This is a genomic window from Micrococcus luteus (genome assembly GCF_022664405.1).
Taxonomy (GTDB): Bacteria; Actinomycetota; Actinomycetes; order Actinomycetales; family Micrococcaceae; genus Micrococcus; species Micrococcus luteus.
The window spans coordinates 12,996-31,511 of the sequence record NZ_JAKRLB010000022.1 but is presented as its reverse complement, the minus strand read 5'-3'; the positions used below and the strand labels follow the sequence as shown (position 1 = coordinate 31,511).

General features: G+C 73.8%; 15 protein-coding genes and 1 pseudogene. 10 read left to right on the top strand and 6 right to left on the bottom strand.

The genetic code is table 11. From position 1 onward, the window contains the following. The first annotated feature begins 95 nt into the window (after nucleotides 1–95). Together MF605_RS09960 and MF605_RS09955 are read left to right on the top strand one after the other, a co-directional pair. Nucleotides 96–515 (top strand): organic hydroperoxide resistance protein, encoded by a 420-nt coding sequence (locus MF605_RS09960; RefSeq protein ID WP_002855232.1) that lies wholly within the window; start codon nucleotides 96–98, stop codon nucleotides 513–515. Further along, nucleotides 515–940, top strand: coding sequence for a DoxX family protein (locus tag MF605_RS09955; protein WP_095694796.1), 426 nt, complete (start codon nucleotides 515–517; stop codon nucleotides 938–940). The genes MF605_RS09960 and MF605_RS09955 overlap by 1 nt, the downstream gene beginning before the upstream one ends. A 139-nt stretch (nucleotides 941–1,079) precedes the next feature. Here the strand turns inward: MF605_RS09955 and MF605_RS09950 are convergent, their stop codons facing one another. Then, nucleotides 1,080–2,594 (bottom strand): succinyl-CoA:acetate CoA-transferase ScpC, encoded by a 1,515-nt coding sequence (locus MF605_RS09950; protein WP_134416734.1) that lies wholly within the window; start codon nucleotides 2,592–2,594, stop codon nucleotides 1,080–1,082. A gap of 190 nt (nucleotides 2,595–2,784) precedes the next feature. Here MF605_RS09950 and MF605_RS09945 point away from each other — a divergent pair, with 190 nt between their 5' ends. Together MF605_RS09945 and MF605_RS09940 are read left to right on the top strand one after the other, a co-directional pair. Continuing rightward, nucleotides 2,785–4,119 carry a DUF4921 family protein gene (locus MF605_RS09945; RefSeq protein WP_370510498.1) on the top strand — a complete coding sequence of 445 codons (1,335 nt, stop codon included), beginning with the start codon at nucleotides 2,785–2,787 and terminating at the stop codon, nucleotides 4,117–4,119. A 43-nt stretch (nucleotides 4,120–4,162) separates the two neighbouring features. Then, nucleotides 4,163–5,815 carry an ABC1 kinase family protein gene (locus tag MF605_RS09940; RefSeq protein ID WP_036338696.1) on the top strand — a complete coding sequence of 551 codons (1,653 nt, stop codon included), beginning with the start codon at nucleotides 4,163–4,165 and terminating at the stop codon, nucleotides 5,813–5,815. Nucleotides 5,816–5,843: 28 nt separating this feature from the next. Here the strand turns inward: MF605_RS09940 and MF605_RS09935 are convergent, their stop codons facing one another. Next, entirely contained in the window at nucleotides 5,844–6,974 is a 1,131-nt protein-coding gene (locus MF605_RS09935) for a saccharopine dehydrogenase family protein (protein ID WP_036382893.1), read from the bottom strand. 143 nt (nucleotides 6,975–7,117) lie between these two features. Here MF605_RS09935 and MF605_RS09930 point away from each other — a divergent pair, with 143 nt between their 5' ends. Further along, nucleotides 7,118–8,107 carry a cation diffusion facilitator family transporter gene (locus MF605_RS09930; protein WP_134416730.1) on the top strand — a complete coding sequence of 330 codons (990 nt, stop codon included), beginning with the start codon at nucleotides 7,118–7,120 and terminating at the stop codon, nucleotides 8,105–8,107. Between the two features lie 27 nt (nucleotides 8,108–8,134). Here the strand turns inward: MF605_RS09930 and arfB are convergent, their stop codons facing one another. From arfB to MF605_RS09915, 3 genes are all read right to left on the bottom strand, one after another. Further along, complete coding sequence (gene arfB / locus MF605_RS09925; protein ID WP_036316421.1) at nucleotides 8,135–8,590, bottom strand: alternative ribosome rescue aminoacyl-tRNA hydrolase ArfB; 456 nt, start codon at nucleotides 8,588–8,590, stop codon at nucleotides 8,135–8,137. Then, the gene (locus tag MF605_RS09920; RefSeq protein ID WP_134416728.1) at nucleotides 8,583–10,028 is read right to left on the bottom strand and encodes an MFS transporter; all 1,446 of its coding nucleotides are present in this window, start codon (nucleotides 10,026–10,028) and stop codon (nucleotides 8,583–8,585) included. Before MF605_RS09920 ends, arfB begins: the two co-directional genes overlap by 8 nt. 137 nt (nucleotides 10,029–10,165) lie before the next feature. Next, a complete protein-coding gene (locus tag MF605_RS09915) occupies nucleotides 10,166–11,908 on the bottom strand; it encodes a bifunctional 3'-5' exonuclease/DNA polymerase (protein ID WP_134416726.1) in 1,743 nt (580 codons plus the stop codon). Nucleotides 11,909–12,033: 125 nt separating this feature from the next. On the opposite strand from MF605_RS09915, the pseudogene MF605_RS09910 reads away from it, so the two are divergent. Further along, nucleotides 12,034–13,514: pseudogene (locus MF605_RS09910) on the top strand (sugar porter family MFS transporter). Nucleotides 13,515–13,587: 73 nt separating this feature from the next. Here MF605_RS09910 and MF605_RS09905 read toward each other — a convergent pair. Beyond that, nucleotides 13,588–14,889, bottom strand: coding sequence for a dicarboxylate/amino acid:cation symporter (locus MF605_RS09905; RefSeq protein ID WP_134416724.1), 1,302 nt, complete (start codon nucleotides 14,887–14,889; stop codon nucleotides 13,588–13,590). A gap of 228 nt (nucleotides 14,890–15,117) precedes the next feature. On the opposite strand from MF605_RS09905, the gene MF605_RS09900 reads away from it, so the two are divergent. Genes MF605_RS09900 through MF605_RS09885 form a run of 4 tightly spaced genes read left to right on the top strand, consistent with a single transcriptional unit; the run spans nucleotide 15,118 to nucleotide 18,516 of the window. Next, nucleotides 15,118–15,759, top strand: a complete 642-nt coding sequence (locus MF605_RS09900) for an ABC transporter permease (RefSeq protein ID WP_002855197.1) — start codon at nucleotides 15,118–15,120, stop codon at nucleotides 15,757–15,759. After that, entirely contained in the window at nucleotides 15,756–16,763 is a 1,008-nt protein-coding gene (locus tag MF605_RS09895) for an ABC transporter ATP-binding protein (RefSeq protein ID WP_134416722.1), read from the top strand. Before MF605_RS09900 ends, MF605_RS09895 begins: the two co-directional genes overlap by 4 nt. Further along, a complete protein-coding gene (locus tag MF605_RS09890) occupies nucleotides 16,760–17,512 on the top strand; it encodes an ABC transporter permease (protein WP_036316433.1) in 753 nt (250 codons plus the stop codon). The genes MF605_RS09895 and MF605_RS09890 overlap by 4 nt, the downstream gene beginning before the upstream one ends. Further along, nucleotides 17,509–18,516: a glycine betaine ABC transporter substrate-binding protein gene (locus MF605_RS09885; RefSeq protein WP_134416720.1), complete on the top strand. Its 1,008-nt coding sequence runs from the start codon at nucleotides 17,509–17,511 to the stop codon at nucleotides 18,514–18,516. Before MF605_RS09890 ends, MF605_RS09885 begins: the two co-directional genes overlap by 4 nt.

Sequence of the window (18,516 nt, the reverse complement as noted above, 5' to 3'; positions counted from 1 at the left end):
GTCGCTGGGGAGCGACTTGGTTGCGCGCGACCTAACCGGGTGGCAGGCTGGAGCCGACTCGTCCCGCACGGGGCGGGCGGATGAAAGGACCTCTCATGGAGACCATCTACACCGCCGAGGCGCTCAGCACCGGCGCCGGCCGCGACGGCCATGTCCGCACCACCGACGGGCGGGTCGACCTCGACCTCGCGGTGCCCACCGAGATGGGCGGCTCCGGCCAGGGCACCAACCCCGAGCAGCTGTTCGCCGCCGGCTACGCCGCGTGCTTTCACTCGGCCCTGCAGATGGTCGCCCGGGCCTCCCGTGCCGACATCACCGACTCCTCCGTCGGCGCGCGCGTGGGCATCGGCCGCCAGGGTGAGGGCTTCGGCCTGGAGGTCACCCTCGAGGTCGTGCTGCCCAACGTCCCCGCGGACCAGGCCCGCGCCCTCATGGAGCAGGCGCATCAGGTGTGCCCCTATTCGAACGCCACCCGGGGCAACATCGACGTCGTCCTCGAGCTCGGGGAGGCGTGATGACGAAGCGCCGGCAGTCCGCCCCCCTCTCCCAGACCGCCGCCCGCCTCGGCCTCGGCGGGTTCATGACCGCCGCGGGGCTGTCCCACCTCACCGTGGCGCGCCGTGAGTTCCGCGCCCAGGTGCCCTCGTGGGTCCCGCTCCCGGCGGACCTCGTGGTGCTCGGATCCGGCGTGGCCGAGATCGGCCTCGGGGCCGCTCTGCTGGCGCTCCCCGGGCAGCGCCGCCTGACCGGCACCGCCCTGGCGGCCTTCTACACCGCGATCTACCCCGGGAACATCGGGCAGTACGCCGAGCGCAAGGACGGCTTCGGGCTGGACACGGACGGTCGCCGCCTGGCGCGGCTGTTCGGCCAGCCCGCCCTCATCGCGGCCGCCCTGTGGGCCGCGGGAATCCCCGAGCGGGAGCAGGGCGGGCGCGGCTGACGCCGTCGCCGGCCCCGCGGGCCTGGGCCGGCTCCGGGCACGTGCCCGGAGCCGGCGTGATCTCACCCTGCCGCGAGGCGCGGCCCACTGTAGGGTGCCCCGTCGCAGGTGTCCCGCAGGTGTCCGGTCCGGCGGGCCGTCAGCCTTGACGCATCGTCCCGGTCTCGAGGAAGCGCTGGTGCCAGGACAGGGCCTCGCCCAACAGGTGCGGGGTGTGCAGGCCGTCCGACCCGCGCATCGCGCGGTCGAAGTAGTCCCGCAGCTGCTCCCTGTAGTCCGGGTGCGCGCACGTGTCGATGATCGTGCGGGCGCGCTGCTTGGGGGAGAGGCCGCGCAGGTCGGCCAGCCCCTGCTCGGTGACCACCACGTGCACGTCGTGCTCGGTGTGGTCCACGTGCGAGACCATCGGCACGATGCAGGAGATGTCCCCGCCCTTGGCCGTGGACGGGGTGAGGAAGAACGAGGTGAACGCGTTGCGGGCGAAGTCGCCGGAGCCGCCGAGACCGTTCATCATCTTCGTGCCCATCAGGTGCGTGGAGTTCACGTTGCCGTACAGGTCGGCCTCGAGCATGCCGTTCATGGCGAGGATGCCGAGCCGGCGCACGAGCTCGGGGTGGTTGGAGATCTCCTGGGTGCGCAGGATCAGCTTGTCCCGATACTTCGCGGCGTTGTCGTTGAACCGTTCGGCGGCCTCGGTGGACAGGGAGAACGCGGTCGCGGACGCGGTCGCCAGGGTGCCGGAGTCCAGGGCGTCGAGCATGCCGTCCTGCACCACCTCGGTGAACGCGGACAGGCCCGTGAACCGGGACTTCACGAGCTCGGACATCACCGCGTTCGCGATGTTGCCCACGCCCGACTGCAGCGGCAGCAGCCGCTCGTCGTACCGGCCCTGGGCCACCTCGTGCTCGAAGAACTCCACGAGGTGCTGGGCGATCGCGATCGAGTCCGCGTCGGCGGGCTTGAACGGGGAGTTGCGGTCCGGGGCGTGGGTCTCGACGACGGCCACCACCTTGGCCGGATCGCACCGCAGGTACGTCTCACCGATGCGGTCTGCGGGGTGGGTGAGCATGATCGGCGAGCGGTGCGGGGGCAGCGCGGTGCCGTAGTAGACGTCATGCAGACCCTCGAGGTCCTCGCTCTGCCACGAGTTGACCTCGAGGATCACCTGATCCGCCAGGTCGATCCAGGACTTGTTGTTGCCCACGGAGGAGCTGGGGACGAGACGGCCGTCCTCGCGGATCCCGGACACCTCGATCACCGCCGTGGTCATGGGCCCGTAGAAGCCGTTCCACACGGCCTGCGCCAGGTGGGACAGGTGCGTGTCGATGTACTCGATCGCGCCAGCGTTGATCTTGGCGCGCATCGTCGGGTCCGACTGGAACGGGGTGCGCAGCGCGACGGCGTCCGCCTCGGCCAGCGCGCCGTCCATCTCCGCGGAGGTGGACGCCCCCGTGTGGAGGTTGATGCGGAACTCCTCGCCGCGCGCGTGCAGCGCCTTCGCCCGCTCGGCCAGCGCCATCGGCACAGCCTTCGGGTAGCCGGACCCCGTGAACCCGCTCATGCCCACGGTGGTGCCGTGCTGGATGAACGCCGCCGCCTCCGCGGCGGACATCACCTTCGACCGGAGGCCGGGGTGGTGGATGCGGGACGACATGGGTGAGGCCTCCGTGCGGGTGAGACGAGTCGAGCGAGAGCGCTGTGACGTGGAACAGCGATCAGCGTACCCGCGTCACGGGTGGCCGTGGGGATGATCACGCCGGAGGTCACGGGGCCCGCCCTGCGTGATCGACGACGGCGAACAGGGCTCGGCACACCGGGTCGGCACCGCCTCGTATCCTGGCCTCGTGCACCCGTCTGTGAGCGAGCCCCTCACCCGACTGCCGGACGGCACCGTCAAGCAGCGCAACCCCTTCACCGGCACCGAGGTCTGGACCGTGCCCGGCCGCGGCCACCGCCCGCTCGGCCTCGTCCGGCCCGCCCCGCAGCCGCTCGACCCCGCCCAGCAGGGTCGGCACTGTGCCTTCTGCGAGCACCGCCTGCTGGAGACGCCGCCGGAGAAGTCACGCATCGTCTCCACGAGGGCCGACGACGGCGCCCCGGCTTGGCAGATCCTGCGGCATCCGGCCGCGGAGCGGCTCGGGGAGACGACCCCGGCCTTCCGCCGGGTCCCCAACCTCTTCGAGATCCTCAGCTACGACTACTGGCGTCTCAACCACGGCTACGAACTCCCCCCGGACGCGCGCCGCCGCCGTGACGAGTACCTGGCCACCGAGGCCGGCCGCGCCCACGTGCGCGCCGTCGTCGCCGCGAAGCTGCGCGCCTCCGGCCGCTCCGCCGAGGAGGCGGCGGCGATGTCCGAGGCGGAGCTGATCGCGGCGTCGGCCGCATTCTTCGGCGGCACGCACGACGTGGTGATCGCCCGGCGGCACTTCGTCTACGACGCCGTGGACGACCACCAGCTGGCCTCCTCGGGCACCCTCACCCCGGACGAGCACCACGCCTTCCTGGCCCTCACCGCCGACGCGATGCGGGACCTCTACGCGACCACGCCCGCCGTGCGGTACGTCTCCGTGTTCCAGAACTGGCTCAAGCCCGCCGGTGCCTCCTTCGACCACCTGCACAAGCAGCTCGTGGCCATCGACGAGGTCGGCGCGCAGAACGCCGCCGTCCTGGACCGGCTGCGCGAGGACCCGCAGGTGTTCAACCACGCCGCGCTGGACGTGGCTGTGGCGCACGACCTCGTGATCGCCGAGAACGAGCACGCCGTGATGTTCGCCGGCTTCGGCCACCGGTACCCGACGGTCGAGGTCTACTCCACGAGCCCGGTGGGGCAGCCGTGGCGGCAGTCCGCGGCCGAGCTGCGCGCCGTCTCCGACCTGCTGCATGCCGCCCACGCGGCCACCGGCCCGGACGTCCCCTCCAACGAGGAGTGGCACACCCGCCCGCCCGGCGTCGCGGACCCGATGCCGTGGCGTGTGATGCTCAAGTGGCGCGTCTCCACGCTCGCCGGCTTCGAGGGCGCCACCAAGATCAACGTCAACACCCTCAGCCCGTGGGACGTGCGGGACCGGGTGCTGGCGAGGCTGCGGGAGCTGCGGGCGGCGGGCGCGCTCGCGGACGGGATGCGGATCGGGGCCGACGCGCGGGTCCGGCCGGGCATGCTCCGGTACGCGGACTGAGCGGCGGGGCCCGTCCCTCCGCGCGGTCGGTAGCGTGGGCGTCATGGCCCTCCACCTGCAGCGCTACCGCGAGATCGCCCACGTCATGGCCCGCAACGGCCTCATGGCCACGGCCGTGCAGGCCGGGCTCTCCCGGTGGCTGCCCCTCGAGGAGGGGGAGCCGCACCTGGGCATCGACGCCGAGGCCCGCCCCGAGCTGTTCGTGCGCACGTTCGAGGAGCTGGGCGTCACCTTCGTGAAGCTCGGGCAGCTGATCTCGGCGCGCCCGGACGTGTTCCCCGAGGCCTACTGCGCGGCGTTCGCCCGCCTCACGGACAGCACGTCGGCGGTGCCCTTCGAGGCCGTCGCCCGGACGGTCGAGGAGGACCTCGGCGCCGACGTCGACACCCTGTTCGCCTGGTTCGACCGGGCGCCCCTGGCCACCGCCTCCATCGGTCAGGCCCACCGCGCGCGCCTGCATGACGGGCGCGCCGTCGTCGTGAAGGTCCGCAAGCCCGGTGTGGTGGAGCAGGTCCAGGCGGACCTGGAGATCCTGCGGACGCTGGCGGCCACGTGGTCGCGGGCCTCACGGACCTTCGCCGACCTGGACGTGCCGGCCATGGTGGACGAGTTCGACCGCTCGCTGCGCGCCGAGCTCGACTACGTGGTGGAGGCGCGGGCCTGCGAGGAGATCGCCGCCGGCTTCCGGGACACCCCGGGCGTGCGGTTCCCGTGGATCGAGTGGGACCTGACCACCTCGCGCGTGCTGACCATGCAGGAGCTCTCCGGGCTGCGCGTGGACGACCTGGCCGGACTCGACGCCGCCGGCATCGACCGGGAGGAGCTGGCGTACCGGGCCGCCGACGTGCTGCTGGCCATGGTGTTCGAGCACGGCGTGTTCCATGCGGACCCGCACCCGGGCAACCTGTTCATCGAGCCGGACGGGACCGTCGGGTTCATCGACTTCGGCTCCGTCGGGCGGATCTCCCCGTCCCTCCGGCGCCGGTTCGCGGGCCTGGCCATGGCGCTGGCCCGGCAGGACACCGACGGGCTGGTGCGGGCCCTGCTGGACATCGCCCCGCCGCGCGGCCCGGTGGACCGCCGTCGGCTCCGGCTGGAGGTGGCCCGGATCGTCGGCCGCCTCGAGGGGCGCGAGCTCGAGGACATCCGCGTGGCGCAGCTGATCTCGGAGATCTTCGCCCTGGTGCGGCGCCACCGGCTGTCCCTGCCGCCCGAGCTCGTGCAGCTGCTGCGGATGCTGATCATCGTGGACGGCATCGGCCGCCGCCTGCACCCCGGCTTCGACTACACCCGCGTGCTCGACCCGTTCGCCCTGCGCCTCGTGGGGGAGCACCTCGACCCCCGGCGGGTGGCGGGCCGGATCGGCCGGGCCACGATCGCGGCGGCCGAGCTCGGCATCGACCTGCCGGAGTACGCCCGCAAGGTGATGGAACGCATCGACGACGGCGGGATCGACGTCACCGTCCGCGCGAGCGAGCTCGAGCCGCTCGTGACGCGCCTCGAGCGGACGGGCGACCGGGTGGTGGCCGCCATGGTGGTGGCCGCGATGATCACCGGCGGCACGAACGTGCTCGTGGCGTACAAGGACCGGCTCGGCCGCTTCGCCGGGCCGGTGGTGGCCGCCGGCGGCGCCGCCCTGACCGGCGGCAGCGCCTATCTGGCCTGGATCAGCCGCCCGCGGCGTCGCCCCCGCTGAGGGCCACGGGCGGGGTCAGTCGTCGGGATCATGCCCGCACCAGGCCGACCGCGGCGCAGGCCGTCTCGAAGTCGTCGAGGCCGAACGCCTGGATCGGGCTGACGACGCCGGCCTCGCGGGCCCGGCCTGCGGCGAGCTGACGGGCGCCCCAGGCCATGAGGTCCCCGGTCAACGTGTAGGCGTTGGGGCCGCGCAGGTGCACGTCCGCCACGACGCGGCCGGCCGCGTCCCGCGCGATCGCCCCGACTCGGGAGCCCGTGCGGGCCCGGTCTGCGGCGTCGGGGCCACCCGGGTCCCCGGCCAAGGGCCGCAGCAGGGCCTGCACGCCGCGGGCGACGCCGGGGAGCCACCCCACCGCGCCGAGGGCGGCGGCGCCGATCTGCGTGGGCCGGGCCGGGAACCAGCCGTTGAAGACCTCGACCTCATCCAGGCCGGGCTGCATCCGCGGCAGGAACAGGGACTCCGTGCCGCCGAACAGCACGCCGCGGCGATCCTGCCCGTCGACCCGGAAGACGGCCGACCGGCTGGCCGGGCCCGTCGTCGCCAGCCGCCCGCCGCGCCACGTGATCGTCCGCTCGGTGAGGGCGTCCACCATCGTCTGGCGCGTCCCGTGGCTGAGGTCGACGCGCGGGTCCAGCTCGCCGTCGGCGAAGTATCCGATCTGCAGGGACCGTGCGCGTCCACCGGCCTGCGCCAGCGCGAGCCCGCCCGCGAGCATGCCCGGCGCGTAGTCGAAGCCGAGGGCGGGCAGCAGGGTGGCGCCCGTGCGTCGGGCGGTGGCGTCCAGGTCCGCCTTGAGGTCCTTCACGAAGCCGACCTCACCGGTGGAGTCCACGTAGTGCGCGCCCCGCTCCGCGGCGGCGCGGGCGACCGGTCGGCCGTAGCGTTCGAAGGGGCCGACCGTGGAGACCAGCACATCGCCTTCCGTGACCAGGGCCCTCAGCGAGGCGGGGTCACCGGCGTCGGCGACGGCGACCTCCAGCCCGTCGTGCCGCCTCGCCGCGTGCTGGAGCGAGTCCCGGTTCCGGCCCGCCAGCACGGGCCGTGCGCCCTGGGCCACGAGGGCGTCCACGACGAGGGATCCGGCGTAGCCCGTCGCGCCGAGCACGATGATGCGGGGGGCGTCGGGGCGGTCGAGGTGCAGGGGAGAATCCGTCATGGCCCCACGCTAGGCCGCGCACGCGGAGACCTCACGGGCTCGGCGACGCCGATCCGCGTGGACCCCCTCTCGCGCTCCCGGACCGGCGGACCCGGACATGGCGAGCCTGGCCCGGCACCCGCCTGCAGGGGCAGACTCGGGGGATGACCCGTACCCCGCCCGCCGTCGCCCCGCCCGCCGCCGAGTCCGGCGGCGAGAGCCTGCTGACCGTCCTGATCGCCCTCGGCGTGAACACGGTGATCGCCGTCGTCAAGTCGATCGTGGGCGCGGTCACCGGCTCAGCCGCGATGGTGGCGGAGGCCGCGCACTCCTGGGCCGACGCCGGCAATGAGGTCTTCCTGCTGCTGGCGGAGCGTCGGGCCGGCCTAGCCCCCGACGCGCGGCACCCGCTGGGCTACGGGCGCGCGGCCTACGTGTGGTCGATGGTCGCGGCCTTCGGCCTGTTCGCGGTGGGCTCGGCGGTCTCGGTCTGGCACGGGATCACGGCCTGGTCCGCCCCCGAGGAGGAGGCGGAGTACACGATCGCGTACATCGTGCTCGCCGTCGCGTTCGTGCTCGAGGGCATCTCGTTCCTGAACGCGCACCGGCGCGTCCGCGGCGACGCGGAGCGGCGGCACATCAGCGATGCCACGTTCCTGCGCCAGACCTCGGACCCCACCCTGCGCGCCGTGTGGGTGGAGGACGCCTCGGCCCTGATCGGCCTGGCCATCGCGGCCGCCGCCCTCGCCCTGCACCAGCTCACCGGGGACCCCCGGTGGGACGCCGCCGGCTCGATCCTCGTGGGCGTGCTGCTCGGGGTCGTCGCGATCTTCCTGCTCTCGCGGAACATGGCGTTCCTCGTCGGCGAGGTCGCCGACCCGGTGATCCGGACCCGGGTGCTGCGCTGGCTGCTGGAGCGGCCCGAGGTGCTCTCCGTGAGCTACCTGCACCTCGAGTACGTCGGCCCGGAGAAGCTCTTCGTCGTCGGGGCCGTGGACCTGGCCGGGGACGAGCGGGAGAGCGAGGCCGCGGTCCTGCTCCAGCGCGTGGAGGACGCCCTCCTCGAACACCCGCGCGTGGCCGCCGTCGTGCTCTCCCTGTCCAACCCCGTCCACGCGCCCCTGGCCCCGGAATCGCAGAACACCCGCGTCTGAGCCCGCGCGGCCGGCGGGCGAGCGGCCTCAGTCGAGGCCGGGGCGGCGGCGCGTGCGCTTCACCTCGGAGCGACGGCGTTTGGCCTCCAGGCGGCGCCGCCGGGAGCCGCGCGTCGGCGTCGTGGCCCGCCGCGGCGTCGGCGGGGCCAGGGCCTCGCGCAGCAGCGCCGCGAGCCGCTCGCGGGCGGCCACCCGGTTGCGCCACTGGGCCCGGTGCTCCGCCACGCTGACGGTGAGGACCGTCCCGGCCAGCCGGGGCGCCAGCCGCGCGAGGACGCGGGCGCGCTGGACGTCGTCGAGGGCGGAGGTGGCCGCCAGGTCCAGGCTGAGCTGGACCCGCGAGTCCGCCGTGTTCACGCCCTGACCGCCCGGGCCGGAGGCGTGGGAGAAGCGTTCGACGAGTTCGCCCGCGGGGATGATCAGCCCGCGGGGTGCGCCGGGGCCGGGGGTGACGCGCACGTCGCCGGGGCGGGGCTCAGCCACGGGGGGCCGCCGTCCGTGGTCCGCGCAGGTCCGCGAGTGCGACGAGGAGCGCGAGGGCCATGCACCCGGCCACCAGCGCGAAGGCGGCCATGAACGCCCCGTCCCAGTCGGCACCGGAGGCGACGCCCAGGAACACCCCCACGATCACGGCGGTGCCGACGGCCGTGCCGACGCGCTGGCCGGTCTGCAGGACGCCGCCGGCCGTGCCGGAGTGCCGCGGCGGGACCTCGGCCAGGCTGAGGGTCTGGTTGGGGGAGACCACCAGCCCCTGCCCGGCACCCAAGATGGCGAGGGTGAGCAGCAGCCACCACGGACTCAGGCCGAACTCCCGGTTGGCCCACGCCACCCCGATGGAGCCCACGACGGCGAGCAGCGCCAGCGCGATGCCGAGGACGACGATCTTCCGGCCCGTGCGCAGCACCACGCGCCCGGCCACGGTGGACATCACGCTCGACATGACCGCCGAAGGCAGGCCGATGAGCGCGGCGTGCAGCGCCGGGTAGCCCAGCCCGTTCTGCATGAACATGGCGATCACGACGAACATGCTGGTCGAGCCGGTGAAGTAGATGGCGATCAGCAGGGCGCCGCACGCGAAGCTGCGGGTCTGGAACAGGCGCAGGTCCACCATCGGGGCGCGGCCCCGTCGGGCGTAGCGGGCCTCCCAGCGTGTCCAGAGGGCGGCCAGGCCGATGCCGACGGGCACGAGCACGAACCGCCACGGCCCGAGCTCACGGTCCAGGAACGGGAGCATGACGGCCACGAGGGCGCCGGCCAGCAGGACGACGCCGACCGGGTCCAGGTCCGGGCGCCGCGCCCGCTCGGGGGCGGTGCGTGGCAGCCAGTGGCGGGCCACGACGAGGGCGCCGAGGGCGATCGGCACGTTCACCAGGAAGGTCGCGCGCCAGCCGAGGTCGCCGCCGAGCCACGCGATGAGCCCGCCGCTGAGCAGCGGCCCCACCGCCACGGACACCCCGACGACGGCGCCGAGCGCCCCGAACGCCCGGGCGCGGGAGGCGCCGGAGAACTCGCCCTGGATGAAGCCGGTGACCTGCGGGTTGAGCAGGCCCGCGCCCACGCCCATGACCAAGCGCGCGAGCACGAGCAGGACGCCCGTGGGCGCCAGGCCGGACAGGAGCGCACCGAGCGCGAACACGCCGAGGCCCACCAGGAACAGCCGGCGGCGGCCGAAGAGGTCACCCGCCCGGCCCGCCGGCACGAGCACCATGCCGAACACGAGGGTGTAGCCGGAGATGGCCCACTGCAGCTCCGCGTCGCTGGCGTCCAGGCCCCGCTGCAGGGCGGGCAGGGCCACGTTGATGCTGGACACGGCCAGCAGGGACATGAAGATCGGGATGAGGAGCACCGCGAGGATGCGCTGCTGGTGCGGGGTGAAGACCGAGGACGCGGCGCCGTCGGACGGACGCGGGGCGACGGGCATGCGGTCTCCTTCACAAGGGTGTCTCGGGCGCTCTCCAGGATCGGCCCTCGTCCCGCATCGTGCCAGGTCCGAGGGTCCTCGGCCCGGTGCGGCGCACGGAGGCCATGACCGCGACCGTCGCCCTGCCGCCCCGTCGCTCACTTCGCGTCCGCGTACGACCCCACGCTGGAGACGGTGAGCGGGAAGTCCACGGGGGCGGGACCGAACAGCAGGCGGCCGGCGGCGCTCGCGGACTCCGCCACGACCGTCCGCACGGCCTCGGACTCCGTGGCCGGGCCGTGCAGGACGACCTCGTCGTGGACGAAGAACACGAGTTCCGTGCGCATGCCGGCCGACCGCAGTCGACGGCGGATCTCGCCCATCCAGCACAGCGCCCACTCGGCCGCGGTGCCCTGCACCACGAAGTTCCGGGTGAAGCGGCCCTGGGAGCGCCGCCGTCGCCGGGCCGCGGACTCGGCGGCCTGGGTGCCGACGTCGGACACGGACTCCTGCCACTTCCGCCCCGGTGCGGGGGACCAGCGGCCCAGCCACGTGGACACCTGGCCGCCGCCCTCGCCGACGGTGGCCGCCCGCTCGAGCAGGCCGATCGCTCGGGGGTAGAGCCGGCGCAGGTGCGGCATGAGCGCCGCGGAGTCGCCCGTCGTCGAGCCGTACATCGCACCCAGCAGGGCGATCTTCGCGCGCCCGCGGTCGGCCAGCGCGGTGCCGGCCGCCCGGCCCTGCTCCGCGACCTCCCGGTACAGGTCGGGCGTGGTCCCGGCACGGGCCAGCGCCTCGTCGGCGGCCATCGCGGCGAGGATGCGCGGCTCCACCTGGGAGGCGTCGGCCACGGTCAGCGTCCACCCGGGGTCTGCGCGGACGGCGTCGCGTACCCCGGCTGGGATCTGCATGGCCCCACCGCCGTGGGCGGCCCACCGCCCGGTCACCACGCCGCCGACCAGGTAGGCGGCGTGGAACCGGCCGTCGTCGCCGATCCACTGGTCCAGCCAGTGCCAGCCATTGGCCGTCCACAGCCGGGCCAGGGCCTTGTACTCCAGCAGCGGCGCGAGCAGCGCGGCCCGCGCCTCGCGTTCCGCGCCGCCGGCGTCGATCCAGTGCTTCAGGTCCCACTGCCGCGTGGACTCCACGGCCACGCCTGCCGTCTGCAGCGCCCGCAGCAGGCTGGGCTGCGAGTCGGGGCTCAGCCCGGGGGAGCCCAGGACGTCGGCGATGCGTTCGGCCAGGGCCTGCAGGCGGGCGGGACGCTCGCCCGGTGCAGGCCGGGGGCCGAGCTGCTCGGCGAGGAGCGCCTCGTGCACGCCCCGGTCCCACGGCAGACCCGCCGCCCGGATCTCTGCGGCCACGAGTGCGCCCTGCGACTCCGCCGCCGCGAGCAGCCGCAGCCGGTGGGGGTGGGCCGAGCCCTCGACGGCCGCCCGCTGCGCGGCCAGCTCCGCCGCGAGCACGGTGACGTCCAGAGCGGGGCCGGCCTCGTCCGGCAGGTCGAAGAAGGACTCCTGACCGGCGGGCACCCGCGCCGGGCGCTCGGGCTCCGTCGGGTCGGCGACCTCGAGCTGCGCCACGGGCGTGTAACGCACCCCGCTGCCCGGCGCCGTTGCCGCGTGCCGCAGGATCCGCTGGACGAGGGCCAGGTCCCAGCACCGATCCACCCGCACCCCCGCCACCAGCCAGGCGGCGTACTCCGTCCCGACGTCGGCGAGCACCCAGCGGACCGTGCTCGGGTCCACGCCCAGGCGGGCGGGCAGACCGGCCACGAGCCCGGCCACGGACCCGGCGGCGCAGGATCCCAGGGGAGAGGCGCCGTCGCCTTCCCCGTCCAGGGCCCACCAGGCGCCGGGGCTGCCGACGGAGGCGGGGGCGGGGCCCAGGACGACGAACATGGCCCTCATTCTGCCCCGTGACCCGAGGCGCCGTCTGCCGCAGCCCTGTGCGGCAGACCTCCCGGCACGGCGGCGACCACGGCGGGCGCAGCGGGCCGTCGGGCGCCACCCAGAGAGGACCCACCATGACAGCGACCCGGTCCGGCGGCGCCGCGACGTCTCGCCTCAACGCCAAGGTGGTCGGCATCTCGGTCGCCGCCGCGCTCGGCGGTTTCCTGTTCGGCTTCGACACCTCTGTCATCAACGGCGCCGTGGACGCCTCGCCGGGGAGTTCGGCCTCGGCGCCGGTCTCACGGGTTTCGCCGTCTCCTCGGCGCTGATCGGCTGCGCACTCGGCGCCTGGTTCGCCGGGCCGATCGCCAACCGCCGCGGCCGCGTGCCCGTGATGGTGATCGCCGCGATGCTGTTCCTGGTCTCTGCCATCGGCTCGGGTCTGGCGTTCGGCGTGGTCGACCTGATCGTCTGGCGCATGGTCGGCGGCCTGGGCGTGGGCGCCGCGTCCGTGATCGCTCCGGCGTACATCGCGGAGGTCAGCCCGGCCCATGTGCGCGGTCGCCTCGGCTCGCTCCAGCAGCTGGCGATCGTCCTGGGCATCTTCGCCGCGCTCCTCACGGGCGCGCTCTTCGCGACGATGGCCGGGGGAGCGGCGCAGCCGTTCTGGCTCGGCGTCGACGCCTGGCGCTGGATGTTCCTGGCCGAGGCCGTCCCGGCGGTGCTGTACGGCCTGTTCGCCCTGAAGCTGCCGGAGTCCCCGCGCTACCTGGTCGCCCGCGGCCGCACGGACGAGGCGGCCGAGGTCCTGCACGAGTTCACCGGTGTGGACCGGGTGAACCTGATGATCGAGGACATCCGGCGCTCGCTGGACTCGGAGCGCCGCGAGTCGCTGGCGGACCTGCGCGGACCGGCGGCGGGCCTGCAGCCGATCGTGTGGATCGGCATCCTGCTCTCGGTCTTCCAGCAGGCCGTGGGCATCAACGTGATCTTCTACTACTCCACCACCCTGTGGCGTTCGGTGGGCTTCGGGGAGTCGGACGCCCTCACGGTCACCGTGATCACCTCGGTCACGAACATCGCCGTGACCTTCATCGCGATCGCCCTGGTGGACCGCGTCGGCCGTCGCCCCATGCTGATCGCCGGCTCCGCCGGCATGACGGTCAGCCTCGGCCTGATGGCACTGGCCTTCTCCTTCGCGCAGACGGGCGGCGCCGAGTCCGTGTCCCTGCCGCAGCCGTGGTCCACGGTGGCGCTGGTGGCCGCGAACGCCTTCGTGGTGTTCTTCGGCGCCACCTGGGGGCCGCTGGTCTGGGTGCTGCTGGGCGAGATGTTCCCGAACCGCATCCGCGCCGGCGCGCTCGCCGTGGCCGCCGCCGCGCAGTGGGCGGCGAACTTCACCGTCTTCACCACGTTCCCGTGGTTGGCGGACATCGGCCTGACCCTCGCCTACGGCCTGTACGCGGTCATGGCGGCGCTGTCCCTGGCCTTCGTGGCGGCCTTCGTGCCCGAGACCAAGGGCAAGACGCTCGAGCAGATGAGCGACGTCGTCGTGCGCTCCCCGGGGCAGCGGCGCGCGGTGCGCGCCGAGGCCGAGCGGGACCTGCGCGGCTGACACCGCCCGTCCCGACGACGGCCCCCTCCCGGAGCTTCTGACAGGGAGGGGGCCGTGGTGTGTGCGGGGCGGGTCAGCCGGCGTCGGCGCCGGTGGCGGCCTCCTCGTCGTCGAGGCGCTCCAGGCCCTCGTCCTCGGAGTCCTCGATGAGACGGTCTCCGGCGATCTTGTCGACGATCATCGCGATGGCGGCGTCGCCGGTCACGTTGGTGGCGGTGCCGAAGGAGTCGATGGCGATGTACGTGGCGACCATGAGCGCGACCTGCGGCTCGGTGAAGCCGAGCATCGAGGACAGCAGGCCCGAGGCCGCCACGATCGCGCCGCCGGGCACGCCGGGCGCCGCGACCATGGTGACGCCCAGCATGAAGATGAAGCCCACGAACACCGGGACGTCGATCGACTGGCCCGAGAGGAACAGCACCGCGATGGAGAACGAGACGATCTTCACCGTGGAGCCGGCCAGGTGGATCGTCGCGCACAGCGGCACGACGAACGAGGCGATCGGCCGGCGCACGCCGAGCAGCAGGGTCTGGCGCAGGGTCACCGGGATGGTCGCCGCCGAAGACGAGGTGCCCAGGGCCGTCGCGTAGGCCGGCAGCATCGTCTTCAGGGCCGTGAACGGGTTGCGGCCCGTGATCGCGCCCGCGACGACGTACTGGACGAGCAGCAGCACCACGGTGAGGCCGAAGACCAGCAGGATCACGCCGAGGAACGTGGTGATGACCTCGAAGACCTCGCCGGCGGCGGTCATGTTCAGGAACACGCCGAAGATGTAGACGGGCAGCAGCGGCACGATCAGGCCCATGACGACCCGCTCGATGATCGATCGCAGCTGGTCGAAGCTCTCGTGGAGGGCGCCGCGCGGCAGCATCGTCAGGCCGATGCCGAGCACGAACGCGAGCAGCAGGGCCGTCATCACGCCGAAGGGCGGGTCCATCTGCACCTCGAACAGCGGGCCGAGCAGCGCGTCCTCGGGGTTGGCCATCGCCTCGAAGGACCCGGGCGTGAGGATCAGCGGGAAGACGAGCAGGCAGAACAGCAGGGCGCCGAAGCCGCCGAGCAGGGTGGAGCCGTAGGCGATGCCGCCGGTCAGGGCCAGCAGCTTCCCCGCGCCCCGGCCGATGTCGCCGATGGCGGGGGCGACGAGCGCCAGGATCAGCACCGGGACGATGAAGCCCAGGAAGTTCGAGAACAGCCCGTTGAAGGTGGCGAAGGCCTGCACGAGCCAGGTCGGCGCGACCAGGCCGACGAGGACGCCGGCCACGATCGCGAGGAGGATGCGGGGCAGCAGGCCGACGCGGCGGCGGGGCGCGGCGACGGCGCCCCCGGAGTCGGTGCCGGACGCGTCGAGGGCGTCGGAGTGGGAGCGAGACATGGCCGACACGCTAGCGCAGGCCGTCCTGCCCGTCGCCCGGTCGGTAGGCCATCCGTGGCGGTGCCGGCGACCCCCGTCGTGGCGCAGAACACAGGGAGCGCCACCGTCTCGGGGAGCGTGCAAGAGCACGCCCGACCCACCCGGACCGAAGGAGACGACGATGACGGTCCTGCCCCGCCCCGCAGACGCCCGGGCCGCCCAGGGGCGCGCTGCCGGCGTGGAGGCCGCATGAGCGAGTTCCTCGCCTCACGCTGGCCCGACATCCTCTTCCGGGCGTGGCAGCACGGGTGGCTCGTGCTGCAGGCGCTGGCCATCGCCACCGTGCTCGCCATCGCGCTGGCCGTGATCGCCACGCGGATCAAGGCCCTGACCCCGATCGCGAACGCCTTCACGGCCGTCGGGCTGACCCTGCCCTCCTTCGCGCTCATCGGCGTCCTGATCCCCCTGGTGGGCATCGGGACCGTCCCCGCCGTCGTGGTGGTGGTCTTCTATGCCCTGCTGCCCATCCTCCGCAACGCGCTCGTGGGTCTGCGCGGCGTGGACCCGGAGGTGCTGGAGGCCGCCCGGGGGATGGGCATGGGGCCGGTGGCGCTGTTCACCCGGGTGCGTCTCCCGCTGGCCTGGCCCGTGATCCTCACCGGCATCCGGGTCGCGGGCCAGCTCGGCATGGGCGTGGCCGCGGTCGCGGCCTACGTCCTGGGGCCCGGACTGGGCTCGTACATCTTCACGGGGCTGGTCTCCCTGGGCGGCGCCAACGCGTTGAACTACGCCCTCGTGGGCACCCTCGGCATCGTCGTCGTCGCCCTCGTCCTGGACGGGCTGCTCGTGCTGCTCGGCCGGCTCACCATCTCGAAGGGACTGCGCGCATGAGCACCGACCGTGACGCCGGGGCCGAGATCCGTCTCGAGTCCCTGACGAAGCTCTTTCCGGGGCAGGACCGTCCCGCCGTGGACGCCCTGGACCTCATCATCCCCGCGGGGGAGACCGTGGTGTTCGTCGGCCCGTCCGGCTGCGGCAAGACCACCTCGCTGAAGATGATCAACCGCCTCATCGAGCCCACCTCCGGGCGGATCCTGATCGGTGGGGAGGACATCACACGCCGCGACCCCACCCGGCTGCGCCGTCAGATCGGCTACGTCGTGCAGGGTGGCGGGATGATGCCCCACCTGTCCGTCGCCGAGAACGTCGGCCTGGTGCCGCGCCTGCTCAAGTGGGACCGCCGGCGCATCGCCGACCGCGTGGACGAGCTGCTCGACCTGGTCGGCCTGGACCCGGCGATCTACCGGGACCGTTTCCCGCGCGAGCTGTCCGGCGGACAGCAGCAGCGCGTCGGCGTGGCGCGGGGCCTCGCGGCGGATCCACCCGTGCTGCTCATGGACGAGCCCTTCGGCGCCGTGGACCCCCTCACCCGCCAGCGCCTGCAGAAGGAGATGCTCGACATCCAGGCCAGGGTGGGCAAGACCATCGTGATGGTCACCCACGACGTGGACGAGGCCGTGCTCCTGGGCGACCGGATCCTGGTGCTCGAACCCGGCGCGCACGTGGCCCAGTACGCCACCCCCGAAGAGGTCCTGGCGCGGCCGGCCACCGAGTTCGTGGCCGACTTCGTGGGGTCGGGGGCGGGGCTCAAGCGGCTGGGGCTGCGGTCGGTCGACTCGCTGCCGCTGCGCCCGATCGCACAGCACCCGACGGGCACGCTGCCGGGCGGGCCCGTGCTCGACGCGGCCACCCCGATCAGCGAGGCCCTCGCCGTGCTGGTCACGGCCCCGGCGGAGGAGATCGCCGTGGTCCGTGATGGCACGGTCATCGGTCTGCTCGACTATCCGACACTGCGCGCGCACGCCCGCGCCGGCGACGAGCAGGCTCGGCCGTGATCGCCCGGCTGCGTGCGGCCTCCGCCGAGGACCGCCTGCTCCTGATCGGCCTGCCGCTGCTGGTGGCCGCCCTGCTGATCGGGTGGACCGTCTGGGTGCGCGGAGCCGCCCTCGACGACGTCGAGGCCCGGCTGCTGACCTGGCCCACCGTCCTGCGCCTCACCGCCGAGCACCTGGCCCTCGTCGGCGTGTCCACCGTTCTGGTCGTGGCGACGGCCGTCCCGCTCGGCGTGCTGCTGAGCCGCCCCGCCGCCCGGCGGTTCACCCCCGTCGCCATGGGGCTGGCCAACGCCGGCCAGGCCGCTCCCGTGATCGGTGTGATCGTCCTGCTCGCCATGGCGTGGGGGTTCGGCTTCCGGGTCGCCGTCCTGGCCCTGTCCCTCTACGCGTTCCTGCCCGTGCTGGCCAACACGCTGGCCGGGCTGCGGGGCGTCGACCCCACCGTCGTCGAGGCGGCCCGCGGCATGGGCATGTCGCCGCTGCAGACCCTGCTCCGGGTGGAGCTGCCCTTGGCCCTGCCCGTGATCATGGCGGGTCTGCGGACCGCCCTGGTGCTGCTGGTGGGTACCGGGGCGTTCGCGACGTTCATCGACGCCGGCGGCCTCGGCCTGCTCATCCAGACCGGGATCGTCCTGTTCCGTTTCCCGCTGCTCGTCTCGGGGGCGATCCTCGTGGCCGCCCTCGCCCTGATGATCGAGTGGATCGGCCGCCTCGTCGAGACGCTGGCCACGCCGAGGGGGCTCGCATGACCACCCCGCGCGCGACCACCCCGTCCCGCCGCCGCGGCCGGACCCCCGCTCGTGCCGCGCTCGCCGCGCTCGGCCTGGCGGCCTCCCTGGTCCTGTCCGGGTGCGGGCTGAGCACCGCCGGCGGCTACCTGCCCTCGGGCACGCCCGCCGGCGACGTCGCCGGGATCGACCTCGAGGGCGCCCACGTGGCGGTGGGCTCCAAGAACTTCAACGAGGGCGTCGTGCTCGGCAAGATCACCGCGATCCTGCTGCGCTCCGCGGGGGCCGACGTCGAGGATCTGACCAACATGCCGGGTTCGCTCAGTGCGCGCCAGGCCCAGGTCGCAGGCGTCGTGGACGTCGAGTGGGACTACACGGGGACGGCCTGGATCACGTACCTGGGCCACACCGATCCGATCCCGGACGCCCAGGCGCAGTGGGCCGCGGTCCGGGACGAGGACGCGCAGCAGGGCCTGGTGTGGCTGCCGCCGGCCGAACTCGACAACACCTACACCTTCTCCGTGCGCCAGGACCGGGCGGAGGAGCTCGGCCTGGAGACCCTGGCGGACATCAAGGACCTCCCCACGGAGGACCAGTCCTTCTGCGTGAGCGCCGAATTCGCCGCCCGCAACGACGGGTTCCTGCCCATGCTCGAGGCCTACGGGATCGAACGGCCCACCGGATCCCGGCTGCGCCAGATGGACATCGGGGCGGTGTTCGCCGCGGTGGCGGACGGGTCGTGCACCTTCGGGGAGGCGTACGCCACGGACGGGCGGATCGCCGCGCTGGACCTGACGACCCTGCAGGACCCGCTGAGCTTCTTCCCGAAGTACAACGCGGCCCCCATCGTGCGCGAGGAGGTCCTGGCCGAGCACCCCGAGATCGCCGACCTGCTGGCGCCCGTGACCGCGCGCCTGGACAACGCGACGGCCGCGCGCCTGAACGCCCGGGTGGACGTCGACGGCGAGGAGCCCACCCAGGTCGCGTGGGACTGGCTCCGCGAGGAGGGCCTGATCACCGACTGA

What these genes read in the sequence shown, in the direction of transcription:
- MF605_RS09960 (WP_002855232.1), top strand. Translation starts at nt 96, where the DNA reads ATGGAGACCATCTACACCGCCGAGGCGCTCAGCACCGGCGCCGGCCGC.
- MF605_RS09955 (WP_095694796.1), top strand. Translation starts at nt 515, where the DNA reads ATGACGAAGCGCCGGCAGTCCGCCCCCCTCTCCCAGACCGCCGCCCGC.
- MF605_RS09950 (WP_134416734.1), bottom strand. Translation starts at nt 2,594, where the DNA reads ATGTCGTCCCGCATCCACCACCCCGGCCTCCGGTCGAAGGTGATGTCC.
- MF605_RS09940 (WP_036338696.1), top strand. Translation starts at nt 4,163, where the DNA reads ATGGCCCTCCACCTGCAGCGCTACCGCGAGATCGCCCACGTCATGGCC.
- MF605_RS09935 (WP_036382893.1), bottom strand. Translation starts at nt 6,974, where the DNA reads ATGACGGATTCTCCCCTGCACCTCGACCGCCCCGACGCCCCCCGCATC.
- MF605_RS09930 (WP_134416730.1), top strand. Translation starts at nt 7,118, where the DNA reads ATGACCCGTACCCCGCCCGCCGTCGCCCCGCCCGCCGCCGAGTCCGGC.
- MF605_RS09920 (WP_134416728.1), bottom strand. Translation starts at nt 10,028, where the DNA reads ATGCCCGTCGCCCCGCGTCCGTCCGACGGCGCCGCGTCCTCGGTCTTC.
- MF605_RS09915 (WP_134416726.1), bottom strand. Translation starts at nt 11,908, where the DNA reads ATGTTCGTCGTCCTGGGCCCCGCCCCCGCCTCCGTCGGCAGCCCCGGC.
- MF605_RS09905 (WP_134416724.1), bottom strand. Translation starts at nt 14,889, where the DNA reads ATGTCTCGCTCCCACTCCGACGCCCTCGACGCGTCCGGCACCGACTCC.
- MF605_RS09900 (WP_002855197.1), top strand. Translation starts at nt 15,118, where the DNA reads ATGAGCGAGTTCCTCGCCTCACGCTGGCCCGACATCCTCTTCCGGGCG.
- MF605_RS09895 (WP_134416722.1), top strand. Translation starts at nt 15,756, where the DNA reads ATGAGCACCGACCGTGACGCCGGGGCCGAGATCCGTCTCGAGTCCCTG.
- MF605_RS09885 (WP_134416720.1), top strand. Translation starts at nt 17,509, where the DNA reads ATGACCACCCCGCGCGCGACCACCCCGTCCCGCCGCCGCGGCCGGACC.